This window comes from Pseudomonas sp. NPDC086581, assembly GCF_044746165.1.
In the GTDB taxonomy this organism is placed as follows: Bacteria; Pseudomonadota; Gammaproteobacteria; order Pseudomonadales; family Pseudomonadaceae; genus Pseudomonas.
Map to the genome: position 1 here is coordinate 437,731 of NZ_JBIVBR010000001.1, position 12,867 is coordinate 450,597.

Consider the following 12,867-nt stretch of genomic DNA (forward strand, 5'->3'; position numbering starts at 1 on the left):
GCCCCATGAACCGCGCGGACTGGCCCACCGGCCAGCCGCGCCCCATGAGGACTAAGTCATGATCGAACGCAGACCCTTCCAGCAACTCGGCGGCGCCAACCATGGCTGGCTCAACGCCAAGCACCACTTCTCCTTCGCCGAGTACTACGACCCCGAGCGTATGGACTGGGGCAACCTCCGCGTCTGGAACGATGACGAAATCGCCGCCGGCACCGGCTTCCCGCCGCACCCGCACCGCGAGATGGAAATCATCACCTACGTCCGCCAGGGTGCGATCACCCACCAGGACAGCTTGGGTAACAAGGGCCGTACCGAAGCGGGCGACGTGCAGGTAATGAGTGCAGGCTCGGGCATCGTGCATTCCGAGTACAACCTGGAGAAGGATGTCACTAAGATCTTCCAGATCTGGATCATCCCCTCGGTACGCGGCGGCACGCCGTCCTGGGGCGCCAAGCCCTTCCCGAAGGGCGACCGCGCCGGGCGCTTCGTGACCCTGGCCAGCGGCTATGAGAACGACGTCGACGCCCTGCGCATCCGCGCGGAAGGTCGCCTGGTCGCCGCCACTCTGAAGGCAGGCCAGAGTGCCGAGTACGAACTGGGCAACGGTCGCCGCGCCTATCTGGTACCGGCAACCGGCAAGGTCGAGGTCAACAGCATCGAACTGCTGGCCCGCGACGGTGCCGCCATCACCGACGAGACCGTAGTGAAAGTCACCGCGCTGGAAGACAGCGAAGTGATTCTGGTCGACGTAGCCTGATTCAGGCGCTAGTAACGAAAAAGGCACGCCAACTGGCGTGCCTTTTTCATGGCAACGGAAAACTCATATCCCGGTTGCCGCAACGCCCCAGGCCACCAGGATACCGACCAGGATACCGGCGGCGATCTCGATTCGAGTGTGTCCCATGCGTTCGCGCAGCGGCTTGTGATCGGTCGCATCCACTGCAAGCATATTGATGGCCGCAGCATGCCGCCCAACCTGCTGACGCAAGGTATTGGCATCCAGCATCACGATGAACGCCAGCGTCAACGCGACGCCGAATGCCGCTTGATCCAGCCCCTGCTTGAATGCAATCAGTGCCGCCATGCTGCAGACGATTGAAGTGTGGTTGCTCGGCAAGCCACCGTAACCGATCAGGCCAAAGGCAGGCGTGCGGGCCCTGATACTGTTGATGGCGAACTTGCTGCAGCCAGCGACCAGCCACGCCAGGAATGGCGTCAGTGCGTATGCATAGGTACTCATGCCGGCATCCCCGGCCAAAGTGCCCACATGCAGACGCCCCCCCAGGCAATGACGGTCAGTAGCAATTGCCAATCCGCCAACAATGCATCGGTAGGCGACTCGCCACCATCCAGTGCTTCAACCACGTACCAGTAGCGGAATAAACCGAACAGCACCAGAGGGACCGTGATCACAAGATCAGGCTTCGCCGACATCACGAACATGCTGTAGAACAGCAGGGCCCCGGTAGCGGAGATTTCTGCGTAGCGATCGACCAGCGAGAGAGTGTACTTGCCTAGCACCTCTCGAGCCCCCGCACCGCTCTTGCTCAGCTCCTGGCGACGCTTGACAGCTGCAAGATAGAGGGCAAGACAAAGCGTGGTGACGAACATCCAGGACGATACCGGGACGCTCAGCGCCACCGCGCCTGCAAATACCCGAAGTACGAATCCGATGGCAATGGTGAATATGTCGACCACGGGCTGATGCTTGAGCACGAAGGTATAAGCCAGGTTGAGCAGCATATAACCCACGATGACTGCAACAACTTTGGGTGCCAGGAACCATCCCACCACCAGTGCCCCATAGAGCAGCACCAGCAGGATTGCCGACGCCGGAACCGACACGACGCTAGCGGCAAGCGGGCGAGACTTCGACTTGACCGGATGCAGCCGATCCCGCTCTATGTCGTGCATATCGTTGATGACATAAGTCGCCGACGACGCTATGCAGAACAGCAGCACGGCCAGCAAAGCGTGACTCAGCGCAACGGAGCTGAGAAACTCGCCTGAGAAGATCAGCGGTGCAAGAACGAATCCATTCTTGACCCATTGTTTTGGGCGCATCAGTTTGATCAATCCACGCAACTGAGCCCCCGGAACACGAGTGATCGCCGACTCCTGCATCAAATTCCTACCTTGAGAAGCTAAATCAGAAGATACTTTTCATGAAACTGGTTCTTACCTACACAATTCTTGCATTAATCGCCACCGCAGCAAACATTGGCTCTCAGGATATTGTCGTCAGATCCTATAACGGCCCTTACTCCATCCTACTGTCAGTGATGATTGGAACCGGGGTAGGTCTGGTAGTGAAGTACATCCTCGACAAGCGATACATTTTCGGCTTTCGTGCGCAGAGCGCGGCCCACGACGGACAGACCTTCATCCTCTATACCATCATGGGACTCGCAACGACCGTCATTTTCTGGGGCTTCGAGTTCACCTTCCAGCACCTCTTCCAGTCCGATGGCATGCGCTATCTGGGCGGCGCGATCGGCTTGGCTATCGGCTACGTCACCAAGTACCACCTGGATAAGCGCTATGTATTCCGCATGGAGACTGCATGAGACCCATCAATTCCTGGGGCCGCCTGGCTGCGCCACTCCATGATGTCGTCCCGATCGCATCACCAGACCAAGCCGCGCGCGCGATAGGAGCAAGCAAACAACCGGGTCTTGCCCACGGCATGGGCAGAAGCTACGGGGACAGCTGCCTCAACCCCGGAGGCACGCTCTGGCTGATGACAGGCATGGACCGCCTAATCCGCTTCAACGAAGAAAGCGGTCGACTGACTTGCGAGGCGGGAGTCCTGCTGCGCGACATCCAGCAACTGCTGGTACCGCGCGGCTGGATGCTGCCAGTGACTCCGGGCACCCAACTGGTGACCGTGGGCGGCGCCATCGCCAACGATGTGCACGGCAAGAACCACCATGCACTCGGCTCATTCGGCGACCATGTGCAGCGCGTCCGATTATTGCGAACAGACGGTTTGGTGCTGGATTGTGGCCCACAAACGGAAACAGGCTGGTTCCGTGCAACGGTTGGCGGACTAGGTCTGACCGGACTTATAGTCGAGGCGGAACTGCAATTGCGCCGCGTCGCCAGTCCCTGGCTTGACACCGAGACCCTTCCCTACGGCGACCTGACAGAGTTCTTCGCCCTCGCCGACGGATCGGAGGCAGAATGGGAACAGACGGTCTCCTGGATCGACTGCCTTTCGGGCGGTGCCAGTCGCGGTATCTTCATGCGCGCGAATCCGGCAGCGAGCGGCCCGCCAGCGCGACCTCGCGGCCGCAAGTTGAGCATGCCACTGGTTCCGCCGATTTCGCTGGTCAACAGTCTGTCCCTGCGCCCTTTCAATGCCGCCTACTACCACCTCAACCTGCGCAAAGCCGGCAGGAGCGTCGCCCATTACGAGCCATTCTCTTATCCGCTGGACAATGTGCGGGACTGGAATCGCATGTACGGCCCTCGCGGGTTCTACCAGTACCAGAGCGTCGTGCCACGGAACGGTGGACAGGACGCCGTGCAAGCCATGCTGGACGCGATCTCGTCTTCGGGCGAAGGTTCCTTCCTGGCCGTACTCAAGACCTTCGGCTCCCGCAGCTCGATGGGCATGCTCGGCTTCCCTCAACCCGGCGTGACCCTGGCCCTCGACTTCCCGAACCGAGGCGAGAAAACCTTGCGCCTGCTAGAGCGGCTCGACGCGATCGTCCGCGAAGCAGGCGGGCGCCTGTACCCAGCCAAGGACGCACGCATGCCGCGTGACCTCTTCGAGTCCGGCTACCCCATGCTGAATGAATTCTTGCCTTATCGCGACCCGGGCATCAGCTCCGGTCTGTCCCGCCGCCTGCTAGGAAGCTGAAGTGAACAGGAAACGCATCATCATCATCGGAGCGACCTCCGCCATCGCCGAGCGCTGCGCCCGCCTCTGGGCGCAGGCGCAGGATGTCGACATGACGCTCGTCGGTCGCGACCTTCCGAAGCTGGAGCGCATCGCCACCGACCTCAGGGTCCGCAGCCCGAAGGGCGAAGTCCACTGCGCGACCGTAGACTTCACCGACCCGCAATCCATCCAGCCGCAAGTAGATGAGCTGACGGCCAAAGGCCCCGCCGATATCGTGCTGATTGCACACGGCTCGCTTCCCGAACAGCAGACCTGCCAGGACGACCTTGCAATCGCGCAGCAAGCGCTGGAAATTAACGGCATTTCGCCTGTGCTGTTCGCGGAAGCCTTCGCCGCGAAGATGGAGCGAATCAATCACGGCTCGTTGATCATCATCGGCTCGGTAGCAGGTGACCGCGGACGCAAGTCGAATTATGTCTACGGCGCTGCCAAGGGCCTGGTAAGTCGTTACGCACAGGGCTTGCAGCACCGCTTTGCAGGCAGCGACGTCAAGGTGCTGCTGGTCAAGCCGGGCCCCACCGACACCCCCATGACTGCGCATCTCAAAGGAGAAGGTGCACGCCTAGCTCCCGTGGAAGACGTGGCCAGCGACATCGTCCAGGCCTGCACCAAGGGTGTTGCCACGCTGTACACCCCGCGAAAGTGGCAATTGATCATGTGGGTCATCCGGCACATGCCGGCAGCGATCTTCAACAAGCTCAACATCTGACCCGGAACAGCCTCGCCGCCCGGCGAGGCTTCTGCCCTGGCGCGCCTAGCACTTGCGGCAGAGACTCATCCCGTCACCAATCGGCACCAGCGAATAATCCACACGCTCATCCGTCTTCAGCGCCAGGTTGAGCTGCTGGATCGCCCGCGTGTCCGCGCTTTCCGGATTCGTCTCCAGCACCCGCCCACTCCACAGCACGTTATCGAAGACCACCAGGCCGCCGTCACGCAGCAGGGTCAGGGCATGCTCGAGGTAAATGGGATAGTTGGCCTTGTCGGCATCGATGAAAACCAAGTCGAAACTGCCTTGCTGGTCACCGGCCAGCAGAGCTTCCAGCGTGGCCAGCGCCGGCCCGAGGCGCAGTTCGATGCGCGAATCGACGCCAGCATCATTCCAGTAGCGTCGGGCGATATCGTTGTACTCCCCAGGCAGATCGCAACAAAGGATATGGCCGCCTTCCGGCAAAGCCTCGGCCATGCACAGGGCGCTATAGCCGGTGAAGGTGCCGATTTCGAGGATGCGTTTGGCGCCAGTCAGCCTGACCAGCAGGGCGAGGAACTGCCCCTGCTCCGGAGCGACCTGCCAGCGGGACATCGGCAGGCTGGCAGTCTCGGCGCGCAGCCGTGCTTTGATCGGCGAATCGCGCAGGGAGACGTCAAGAAGGTACTGGTAGAGCGAGTCGTCCAGGTTCAGCGTGCGGGTGGTCATTGTCCCTCCTGAGGATCAGGGGTGGAGGGCGAGATTCTGCACGGCGAGGACACGCTTGGCTTCCAGAAAGGCTTTCTGCCAATAGGCGCTGTCGAGGCTGTCCAGGCGCACGGTCCCGCCCGTTCTGGGCGCATGAACGAAGCGCCCTTCCCCGACATAGATACCCGCATGGCTGACGCCACGTCCACCGCTCGTGGCGAAGAACACCAGGTCTCCGCTCTGCAGGGACTCGCGGCCGACGGTGGGCGCGCGCAGGGTGATCATCTCGCGGGTAGAACGCGGCAGCATCAGGCCGGTGGCATCGCGATAGACGTAGCCGATCAGCCCGCTGCAATCGAATCCGCCGTCTGGCGTATTGCCCCCCCAGCGATAAGGAGTACCGACCAGGCCAATGGCACGGATCAGGACATCATCAGCAGCCTGGGTGTTGTAGACGGGAGCAGCGGGCGCATTCACCACGGGAGGCGGCGACGGCGGATTGCGACTGGCGCAGGCGGCCAGCGAGGCGAGAACAACGAGGAGAATGATGCGCTGAGAAACGAGCATGTGATGGCATCCCGTCAAGGAGTGCCATCACTTTGTATCAACAGTGATTTGAACGCAATACTTAAAGTAAAACTTTAAGTTCAGCGGGTCGCCGTCTTCGGCTCGTAGCCGGGCTCGAGCACACGCTTGGCTTCCATGAAGCTCAGGCGCCAGTAGCTCTCGTCCAGGCGATCCACCCGCACCCCACCACCGCGGCGGCTAGCAGAGTGGATGAATTGTCCGTCACCGATATAGATGCCGGCGTGGCTGACCCGACCGCGACCACGGTTGTTGAAGAAGATCAGGTCGCCCGGTTGCAGGTCTTCTTTCGAGACCAGCGGGACGTCCATATTGATCATCTCGCGCGTGGAACGTGGCAGGCTGATGCCCGCTTCTTCACGGAACAGATAGCCCACGAAGCCGCTGCAATCGAAGCCCGTCCGCTCCGATTTCCCACCAAAGCGGTACGGAGTACCGATCAGCGAGAACGCGCGGTCCAGAATGTCGGATACATGGGCAGTCGAACTGCCGTTATCGTTTTTGGCCCCCTCGTCCTGCGACTCATTCATCAGCGCTATGTTGTGCTGATTTACCTGGAACGCTGCTCGAGTGGCAGGCACTGAAGCGACCTGGTTCGGCTGCGATTCCGGCGAATGGCTGGCGCAAGCTGCCAGCAGCAGAACGAAACTCATGGGCACGAGGGGTGCTAAGCGTTTAAGCATGGGCACGACCGTGTCTCATTAGCTCCATTTATTAGCGGGCTAATTTGCCCGCTCAATGGGGCCAATGCAAGTTTTTTATCGAGGAATGTGACTTAGCAGGCGCGGCATAATGTCTAAGGCTCGACCAACCATTCTTTCTTCGACCACCGAGCTGAGATCAGTCAGCCCCGGATTTACCTCGGCGGTGAAGCCTCCCGCGTCCCGCGTGCGCAGCACCGGCTCGATGATATAGGGGAAGCTGGCAGTGGTTCCTACCAACAGAACGGCGTCGAATCCCTTGCGCAGTTGCGCATAGAGCGTGTCGATCGCCTCCTCCGGCAGCATCTCCTCGAACAGCACCACCGGCGGGCGCAATATGCCTGCACAGCGCGCGCATGTCGGCGGCAGCGGGCCATCCAGATGTCCGGCCAGTTCGGTGCTTTGCAGCCCGCACGACTGGCAGTACAGCGGCGCCAGATCGCCATGGATTTCGATCAGCCGCTCTGCCGGCGAGCCAGCGCGACGGTGGAAGCCATCGATGTTCTGCGTCAGCACCCAGCATTCGGGCTTGAGACGTTGCAGTTCCGCGATGGTATCGTGGCCGGCGTTGGGCTGCGCATTCAGACAGGCCTTACCGAGCTCAGCCAGATACTTCCAACACAGCGCGGGGTCTTTCTGCAGCATCGGACCGGAGATCGCCGCCTCGATGGGGATCCCTTCCGCCGTACGGCCGTTGTAAAGGCCGCCGAGGCCGCGATAGGTCGGCATGCCAGAATCGGCGGAGAGCCCTGCGCCGGTGATCACCAGGATGCGTTCGGCGCGAGCCAGTGCCGCGCCGGTGCGTTCGATGGCCGAATCCATGCGCCCTCCTCCGCGGCCAGGCCGCGCGTCAGTGGTTGACCGTGTACGACAGCATCATCGAGATATGGCACAGCGGACGGCCACTTTGTTCCTGCCAGGCGTTGAACGCGGTCTGTACCAGCGCCAGGTCCTTCAGGCTGGTCGGGGTCTTGTCGACTATTTCCTGGGCCTTGAGCGCGGCGACTACATCATCGCTGAGCACGAAGGTGTCCTTGCCGGCCATGCGCAGGAAGCGCGGCGCGGACATGCCGCCTAACTGATTGCACTGTTTGGCCAGCAGCTTCCAAAGGCCGACGATGTCGCTGGACGGCCAATCGGCCAGCAGCTTGCCAAAGCTGCCGTACTCGCGGGCGATGTCCAGGACGAACTGTGCATTGCGCGGCACGCTCTTGAGCTTGTCCAGGTGGCGGATCAGCCGGGTGTCCTGCATCAGGTTTTCCAGGCGCTCGCCGCCCATCAGCACGACCTTCTCCGGATCGAAGCCGAAGAAGACTTCCTCGAAAGCCGGCCACTTGGCGTCCACCAGGCTGTGCTTGAGGCCTGCACGGAAGATGCGCAGGCTGATCAGCGACAGGTAGCGATCATCGCCGACCGCGGCCAGCTCCGCCGCGGATTTCGTCTGCGGCAGGCGGGCTTCCAGCGCGTCGACCGAGCCGAAGCGGTTCAGGCAGAATTCATACAGCCACTGGTAATCACGCATCGGGCGTCCTTGCGAGGTTTTACAGGTTCATCACGTCGAGGAAGCGCGGGGTGGCGGTCTCGTCGATGCGCAGACTGTTGAAGTCGAACAGGTTGCGGTCGGCCAGTTGCGACGGAACCACGTTCTGCAGGGCACGGAACATGATCTCGGTGCGGCCCGGCGACTTACGCTCCCAGTCCAGCAGCATTTCCTTGACCACCTGACGCTGCAGGTTTTCCTGCGATCCGCACAGGTTGCACGGGATGATCGGGAATTCCTTGAGCACCGAATAGGCCTCGATGTCCTTCTCGTTGCAGTACGCCAGCGGGCGGATCACCACGTTGCGGCCGTCGTCGGACAACAGCTTGGGCGGCATGGCCTTGAGGGTGCCGCCGTAGAACATATTGAGGAAGAAGGTTTCCAGGATGTCGTCGCGGTGGTGCCCCAGCGCCATCTTGGTCGCGCCGATCTCGTCGGCGTAGGTATAGAGAGTGCCACGGCGCAGGCGCGAGCACAGCGAGCAGGTGGTCTTGCCCTCCGGGATCTTCTCCTTCACCACCGAGTAGGTGTCCTTCTCGATGATGTGGTACTGCACGCCGATGGACTCCAGATACGCCGGCAGCACGTGCTCGGGGAAGCCAGGCTGCTTCTGGTCCATGTTCACCGCAACGATCTCGAACTGGATCGGCGCCACCTTCTGCAGGTAAAGCAGGATGTCGAGCAGGGTGTAGCTGTCCTTGCCGCCGGACAGGCAGACCATCACCTTGTCGCCGTCCTCGATCATGTTGAAGTCGGTGACCGCTTCGCCAACCTGGCGGCGCAGGCGTTTCTGCAGTTTGTTCTGGTTGACCGAAAGGGTGCTGGCCATGGTGCTCTGGAATCCGAAGGGCAAGACGAAAAGCCGGTCATTTTACGCGCAAATCGCCCAGGGCGGACACTGCCCCTTCAAGCCACTGATCCCAAAGGATTTTTCCCACCAGCCATTCTGAGGTGTCGAAAGAGTGTCGAAAACAACAAAAGACGCCTGCAAACCAATGGCAGCTTCCCAGATCAATGCAGACTTACGGGACGAGACCAAGCAAACCACATAGCCGGGCACGGCCTTTTCAAGCGTTAAGGGCCTATTCCTGCGGATTCTTCTTGCTTATGGTCCACTCGGATCGCTTGAATGGCTCTTTGCGACCGTACCTCCCGGCAGGAATTTCCTGAATTTCTCCACCCTTGGAAAGAAATGCTGAGATTTTCTTATCCAGCTCCAAACGTGCGGCTTTCGTCTCTGAATCGGACATAACTTCACCTGAGGTGAGGAGCCACCGAGCCGGCAGCTACCGATCTACTATACGCAAATATCGCACTCATACCTGACCGCCTGACAGATATCTTCAATTCCCTGAAATTTACCTATCTATTCCCTGCAAAGCCTGTATGGTGACCACCTGCCTGCTCGGTTTAGCGGCACCGTTCGATGACTTATCTTCGTGATTCTCCATCTTTGCGGCCCCTCTTCACTTCGCATCCAGTCATGCATCGCATTTTGCATAGCATGAACTTTTTGGAGACTCATTATGACTACTCGTCAAACTGGCACCGTTAAATGGTTTAACCCTGAAAAAGGGTTTGGCTTTATTACCCCCGAAAGCGGCGCGGACGTTTTTGTTCACTTCCGAGCGATTGAAAGCTCCGGTTACAAAACCCTGGACGAAGGCCAGCGCGTTAGCTTCTATGTGACCTCAGGTGCCAAGGGCCCCCAGGCTGACCAAGTGCAAGCGATGTAGCTTCTGCACTAATCAAAAGCCCCGCAAATGCGGGGCTTTTTGCTTGTCGATACACCTAGAAATTACAGCCGCTCACATAAAATAAAACCGATGAAATCCCCGTTCATTCGGCCATATTGGATTTCACTGCACTGATGAGCGCATCCATCGCAATCGGCTTTTGCAGAAACAATCTATCTACTGGGGCATCGAGCTGAGGAACAGCAGACATCAGTATTACTGGCAGAGCAGGAAACTCACAGGCTAAAAGCACCGAGAATCCAACCCCATTCATTTCTCCAGCAAGATTTACATCAGTCAAAATCAACTGAACGTTATGTTTTCCCTGTCTCAATACTTCAAGAGCGTCCTCTGCCGCTCCAAACATTAAGGCTGAAATTCCAACCTCTTCCATCACTAACTGAATAAGAAATGCCAGGGTTGCTTCATCCTCCACGATCAAAATCACCCGATCATCGGCACTACAGTCTTGGATTTTCACAACGATGTCCAGAAAGCCCACCCTAAACAGGAGGGATGAGGCAGTGATCCTCCCTTTTCCCCCAAAGGGCAAGCCATTTCGTGTCACAGAAACATAATGAGGAGAACGGCAGACGCCTCTAGCCACGAGCCGTGCATCACTCACACCCCAGCTCCGGGTATCGACTCCCCTTCGTACATCGACAATGGGTTGAGCCGAACTGCGTCCTGTAAGTACTCCGGCGACAAATGAGCGTATCGCATCGTCATGTTCAGCGACGTGTGTCCCAGAATCTCCTTCAGCGCCAGGATGTTTCCGCCGTTCATCATGAAATGAGATGCGAAGGTGTGGCGCAGGACGTGGGTGCATTGACCACGCGGCAGCACGATATTGCAGCGTTTCACCATGCGGGCGAATGCCTCTCGGCAGAACGGGAAACGGTTTTTCTTGGCGAAATAGGCTTCAAGCCGATCCTGCAATTCCTGGGAGATCGGGACCGTCCGCACTCGCTTCGACTTGGTATTAGCGAACACCACACAGCCCGCACGAACCATCGGCCAGGTCAGACGCTGGGCCTCGGACCATCGCGCACCCGTAGCCAAGCAGATCTCTGATATCAGCGCCAAGTGTGGGAACGTCGAGTAGTCCCGCAGTGCAGACACCAGGGTCGCGACCTGAGCTTTCGACAGGAACGAAACCACCTCCTGCTGAGGCTTCAGCGGCTTCAACGTGTCCAGGGGATTGGCATAGTCGATGTCACCGAGTCGGCGCAGCTCGGTATAGATGGACTTGAGGTACGAGTACCTCACGTTGATCGAGCGCGGGAGCGCCCCCTCCTCCAACTCCACCTTACGCAATGCCACCAAGTCAGAGACGGTGAACGTCTGAGCGATGGGATTCCCCAGCTTCGCAGCAATGAACAACAGCATGTTCCTGCGACGTCTCCCGCTGGTGATTGCATGCCCGTGCAGCTCGTACCAGCGCTCTATGAGCTGAGACAGGCGACGCGTGTCCTTCGGCCTGGGATTCCACTCCGGCGTGACCGCCAGCTTTGCGCGCACTGAAGCTTCAAAGCGCTGAGCCTCCCCCTTGGTCTTGAACCGCTTGCGGAAGCGCTTCCCCTTGATGGGTTCGACGTCAACGAACCAACGACCATCCTCCAGCTTGGTGATCGCCATCAGATCGCGTACCCGCGCTTCAAGTACCGATCATTTATGAGTCCAATGATGTGTCTTTCGAGGTCGCGAGTGCTGTAGCCCTTGGCGGTGTAGTGATCCTCGATCACGTGCCAAAAGGGCAAAGTACGCCCGACCTCCAAGGCTTTTTTTGGTGGTACGCGCTCCCGTGCAATGAGGCTGGCGAACTGGCCCAGGAACATCTCGCAGTTCTTGCCGGAGAAGCCCTGAGCTGTCTTGTAGTAGCGGCGATATTCGGTGCGATCAATGAGCGGATCGGCCTCTACCTGCACCTGGGTATCCAGGGTGATGAGCGACCAGAACGGATTGAACTCCTTCGGGCTGTCCAACAGCCGGAAGCTCTCACAGGCGTAGCCCCACAGGCCTTGCAGGTGCGGGCATAGTCCCGCGTAGGTGCGGCAGCCGATTACCTCACCAGAGGTCATGGTGGAGCCTTCGGAGAACTGCTGAACCACCGAATGGTGGAAGCGAAACTCGATACGCCACACCGTTTCCAGCGGGTTGTAAGCAGGGTCACCATCACCGAAGGGGTCGCCATTTAGGTTGGCCCAAACGCATTCCCAATAGTCGAGCTTGTCGGTTGTCCGGGCTTGGAGCGTTTTGTTGTAGATGCACAGTTGCAGCCCGCTGGCCGAGCCGAACATGTAAGTCTCACCACGTCCGTAGACCGAGGCGTTGCCATCGAACTCGATACGCTCGATGCCACTGATCTGGCGAACACGCCGGGAGCGGCAGTGCATGCGATCCACCAAGTCAGACGGAGGCGTCCAACCCTGCACGTCGAGCGCGAGATGCACGGCGCATTGGTTGGTTTCGCAAGCGGAGAGCACGCCTGCGGCCAGGTCATCGAGCATGCCTTGCAGGATCAATGGATCAGCACCATCGAGGGCGTGCGGGGACACTTCAATCTTGAGGTGCGGGCCGATGTTCTCCAGCTTCACGTTGTGGTTTTTGATTAGCAGGATCAGCCCCAGATCGGCGTTCTGCAGGCGGTACTGGTAGCCTGAATCTCGACCGATACGGCCCTTGGCCCACTGGTAGCCGGCGAACTCCACGATGTCTTCCGGCTCATCGAAGATCGCCATGACCTCGGGGCGGATCAGGCCGTTGTACAACTGCCGGACCGTATCCACGCCGCAGCGCAACAGACGCACACCGGAAAGGTCGGTGAACTCCCCTGCCCTACTGCTGAAAAAGATGCGCCCTTTGGGCGACTCGAAGAACTGCCCGTCTTCCTGAAGTACTGCGCGAATCTGGTGTTCTGCTGCCTTAGTCATGATTCAAACCTATCCAATGCTATCCAATGAGTAACTGGGTTATCCGACGTGTTACAGGGTCGTCGGCCG

The 12,867-nt window shown here is 59.4% G+C and carries 17 protein-coding genes; 5 read left to right on the forward strand and 12 right to left on the reverse strand.

What is annotated here, in order from left to right; all coding sequences use genetic code 11:
- Positions 1-58 precede the first annotated feature (58 nt).
- On the forward strand, positions 59-757 hold the full coding sequence (locus ACIPK7_RS02125; RefSeq protein WP_401084864.1) for a pirin family protein: 699 nt from the start codon (positions 59-61) through the stop codon (positions 755-757).
- 63 nt (positions 758-820) lie between these two features.
- Here ACIPK7_RS02125 and ACIPK7_RS02130 read toward each other — a convergent pair whose 3' ends face one another.
- Both ACIPK7_RS02130 and ACIPK7_RS02135 read right to left on the reverse strand, forming a co-directional pair.
- Positions 821-1,240 carry a divergent PAP2 family protein gene (locus ACIPK7_RS02130; RefSeq protein WP_192430599.1) on the reverse strand — a complete coding sequence of 140 codons (420 nt, stop codon included), beginning with the start codon at positions 1,238-1,240 and terminating at the stop codon, positions 821-823.
- Positions 1,237-2,124, reverse strand: a complete 888-nt coding sequence (locus ACIPK7_RS02135; RefSeq protein ID WP_401084868.1) for a decaprenyl-phosphate phosphoribosyltransferase — start codon at positions 2,122-2,124, stop codon at positions 1,237-1,239. Before ACIPK7_RS02135 ends, ACIPK7_RS02130 begins: the two co-directional genes overlap by 4 nt.
- Positions 2,125-2,165: 41 nt before the next feature.
- On the opposite strand from ACIPK7_RS02135, the gene ACIPK7_RS02140 reads away from it, so the two are divergent.
- Genes ACIPK7_RS02140 through ACIPK7_RS02150 form a run of 3 tightly spaced genes read left to right on the forward strand, consistent with a single transcriptional unit; the run spans position 2,166 to position 4,616 of the window.
- Complete coding sequence (locus tag ACIPK7_RS02140) at positions 2,166-2,567, forward strand: GtrA family protein (RefSeq protein WP_192430601.1); 402 nt, start codon at positions 2,166-2,168, stop codon at positions 2,565-2,567.
- Positions 2,564-3,865 (forward strand): FAD-dependent oxidoreductase, encoded by a 1,302-nt coding sequence (locus ACIPK7_RS02145; RefSeq protein WP_401084871.1) that lies wholly within the window; start codon positions 2,564-2,566, stop codon positions 3,863-3,865. The genes ACIPK7_RS02140 and ACIPK7_RS02145 overlap by 4 nt, the downstream gene beginning before the upstream one ends.
- Position 3,866: 1 nt before the next feature.
- Positions 3,867-4,616: an SDR family NAD(P)-dependent oxidoreductase gene (locus ACIPK7_RS02150; protein WP_401084874.1), complete on the forward strand. Its 750-nt coding sequence runs from the start codon at positions 3,867-3,869 to the stop codon at positions 4,614-4,616.
- A 45-nt stretch (positions 4,617-4,661) separates the two neighbouring features.
- Here the strand turns inward: ACIPK7_RS02150 and ACIPK7_RS02155 are convergent, their stop codons facing one another.
- The 7 genes from ACIPK7_RS02155 to ACIPK7_RS02185 form a co-directional block, all read right to left on the reverse strand.
- The gene (locus tag ACIPK7_RS02155) at positions 4,662-5,324 is read right to left on the reverse strand and encodes an O-methyltransferase (RefSeq protein ID WP_192430604.1); all 663 of its coding nucleotides are present in this window, start codon (positions 5,322-5,324) and stop codon (positions 4,662-4,664) included.
- 15 nt (positions 5,325-5,339) lie between these two features.
- Positions 5,340-5,870, reverse strand: a complete 531-nt coding sequence (locus ACIPK7_RS02160; protein WP_401084877.1) for a C40 family peptidase — start codon at positions 5,868-5,870, stop codon at positions 5,340-5,342.
- A gap of 80 nt (positions 5,871-5,950) precedes the next feature.
- A complete protein-coding gene (locus ACIPK7_RS02165) occupies positions 5,951-6,577 on the reverse strand; it encodes a C40 family peptidase (protein ID WP_192430606.1) in 627 nt (208 codons plus the stop codon).
- A gap of 69 nt (positions 6,578-6,646) precedes the next feature.
- The gene (locus ACIPK7_RS02170) at positions 6,647-7,411 is read right to left on the reverse strand and encodes an NAD-dependent deacylase (protein ID WP_192430607.1); all 765 of its coding nucleotides are present in this window, start codon (positions 7,409-7,411) and stop codon (positions 6,647-6,649) included.
- Between the two features lie 28 nt (positions 7,412-7,439).
- Positions 7,440-8,111: a DNA-3-methyladenine glycosylase I gene (locus ACIPK7_RS02175; protein WP_401084881.1), complete on the reverse strand. Its 672-nt coding sequence runs from the start codon at positions 8,109-8,111 to the stop codon at positions 7,440-7,442.
- A 19-nt stretch (positions 8,112-8,130) separates the two neighbouring features.
- Positions 8,131-8,958, reverse strand: a complete 828-nt coding sequence (ttcA, locus tag ACIPK7_RS02180) for a tRNA 2-thiocytidine(32) synthetase TtcA (protein ID WP_017522174.1) — start codon at positions 8,956-8,958, stop codon at positions 8,131-8,133.
- A gap of 253 nt (positions 8,959-9,211) precedes the next feature.
- Positions 9,212-9,379, reverse strand: coding sequence for a hypothetical protein (locus ACIPK7_RS02185; RefSeq protein ID WP_401084884.1), 168 nt, complete (start codon positions 9,377-9,379; stop codon positions 9,212-9,214).
- Positions 9,380-9,655: 276 nt separating this feature from the next.
- Between ACIPK7_RS02185 and ACIPK7_RS02190 the strand changes: the two genes are divergently transcribed.
- Positions 9,656-9,865, forward strand: a complete 210-nt coding sequence (locus ACIPK7_RS02190) for a cold-shock protein (protein WP_081520103.1) — start codon at positions 9,656-9,658, stop codon at positions 9,863-9,865.
- Between the two features lie 103 nt (positions 9,866-9,968).
- On the opposite strand, the gene ACIPK7_RS02195 is transcribed toward ACIPK7_RS02190, so the two are convergent.
- The 3 genes from ACIPK7_RS02195 to ACIPK7_RS02205 all read right to left on the reverse strand — a co-directional run bounded on the left by ACIPK7_RS02195 (position 9,969) and on the right by ACIPK7_RS02205 (position 12,798).
- Positions 9,969-10,346 carry a response regulator gene (locus ACIPK7_RS02195; protein ID WP_401084887.1) on the reverse strand — a complete coding sequence of 126 codons (378 nt, stop codon included), beginning with the start codon at positions 10,344-10,346 and terminating at the stop codon, positions 9,969-9,971.
- Between the two features lie 140 nt (positions 10,347-10,486).
- A complete protein-coding gene (locus ACIPK7_RS02200; RefSeq protein ID WP_401084890.1) occupies positions 10,487-11,503 on the reverse strand; it encodes a tyrosine-type recombinase/integrase in 1,017 nt (338 codons plus the stop codon).
- Entirely contained in the window at positions 11,503-12,798 is a 1,296-nt protein-coding gene (locus ACIPK7_RS02205) for a hypothetical protein (protein ID WP_401084892.1), read from the reverse strand. The genes ACIPK7_RS02200 and ACIPK7_RS02205 overlap by 1 nt, the downstream gene beginning before the upstream one ends.
- Positions 12,799-12,867: the final 69 nt, after the last annotated feature.

Bases quoted from the DNA above. Each gene is read 5' to 3' on its own strand.
- ACIPK7_RS02125 (WP_401084864.1), top strand. From the start codon at position 59: ATGATCGAACGCAGACCCTTCCAGCAACTCGGCGGCGCCAACCATGGC.
- ACIPK7_RS02200 (WP_401084890.1), bottom strand. From the start codon at position 11,503: ATGGCGATCACCAAGCTGGAGGATGGTCGTTGGTTCGTTGACGTCGAA.
- ACIPK7_RS02140 (WP_192430601.1), top strand. From the start codon at position 2,166: ATGAAACTGGTTCTTACCTACACAATTCTTGCATTAATCGCCACCGCA.
- ACIPK7_RS02155 (WP_192430604.1), bottom strand. From the start codon at position 5,324: ATGACCACCCGCACGCTGAACCTGGACGACTCGCTCTACCAGTACCTT.
- ACIPK7_RS02170 (WP_192430607.1), bottom strand. From the start codon at position 7,411: ATGGATTCGGCCATCGAACGCACCGGCGCGGCACTGGCTCGCGCCGAA.
- ACIPK7_RS02145 (WP_401084871.1), top strand. From the start codon at position 2,564: ATGAGACCCATCAATTCCTGGGGCCGCCTGGCTGCGCCACTCCATGAT.
- ACIPK7_RS02185 (WP_401084884.1), bottom strand. From the start codon at position 9,379: ATGTCCGATTCAGAGACGAAAGCCGCACGTTTGGAGCTGGATAAGAAA.
- ACIPK7_RS02160 (WP_401084877.1), bottom strand. From the start codon at position 5,870: ATGCTCGTTTCTCAGCGCATCATTCTCCTCGTTGTTCTCGCCTCGCTG.
- ttcA (WP_017522174.1), bottom strand. From the start codon at position 8,958: ATGGCCAGCACCCTTTCGGTCAACCAGAACAAACTGCAGAAACGCCTG.
- ACIPK7_RS02130 (WP_192430599.1), bottom strand. From the start codon at position 1,240: ATGAGTACCTATGCATACGCACTGACGCCATTCCTGGCGTGGCTGGTC.
- ACIPK7_RS02190 (WP_081520103.1), top strand. From the start codon at position 9,656: ATGACTACTCGTCAAACTGGCACCGTTAAATGGTTTAACCCTGAAAAA.
- ACIPK7_RS02205 (WP_401084892.1), bottom strand. From the start codon at position 12,798: ATGACTAAGGCAGCAGAACACCAGATTCGCGCAGTACTTCAGGAAGAC.
- ACIPK7_RS02135 (WP_401084868.1), bottom strand. From the start codon at position 2,124: ATGCAGGAGTCGGCGATCACTCGTGTTCCGGGGGCTCAGTTGCGTGGA.
- ACIPK7_RS02175 (WP_401084881.1), bottom strand. From the start codon at position 8,111: ATGCGTGATTACCAGTGGCTGTATGAATTCTGCCTGAACCGCTTCGGC.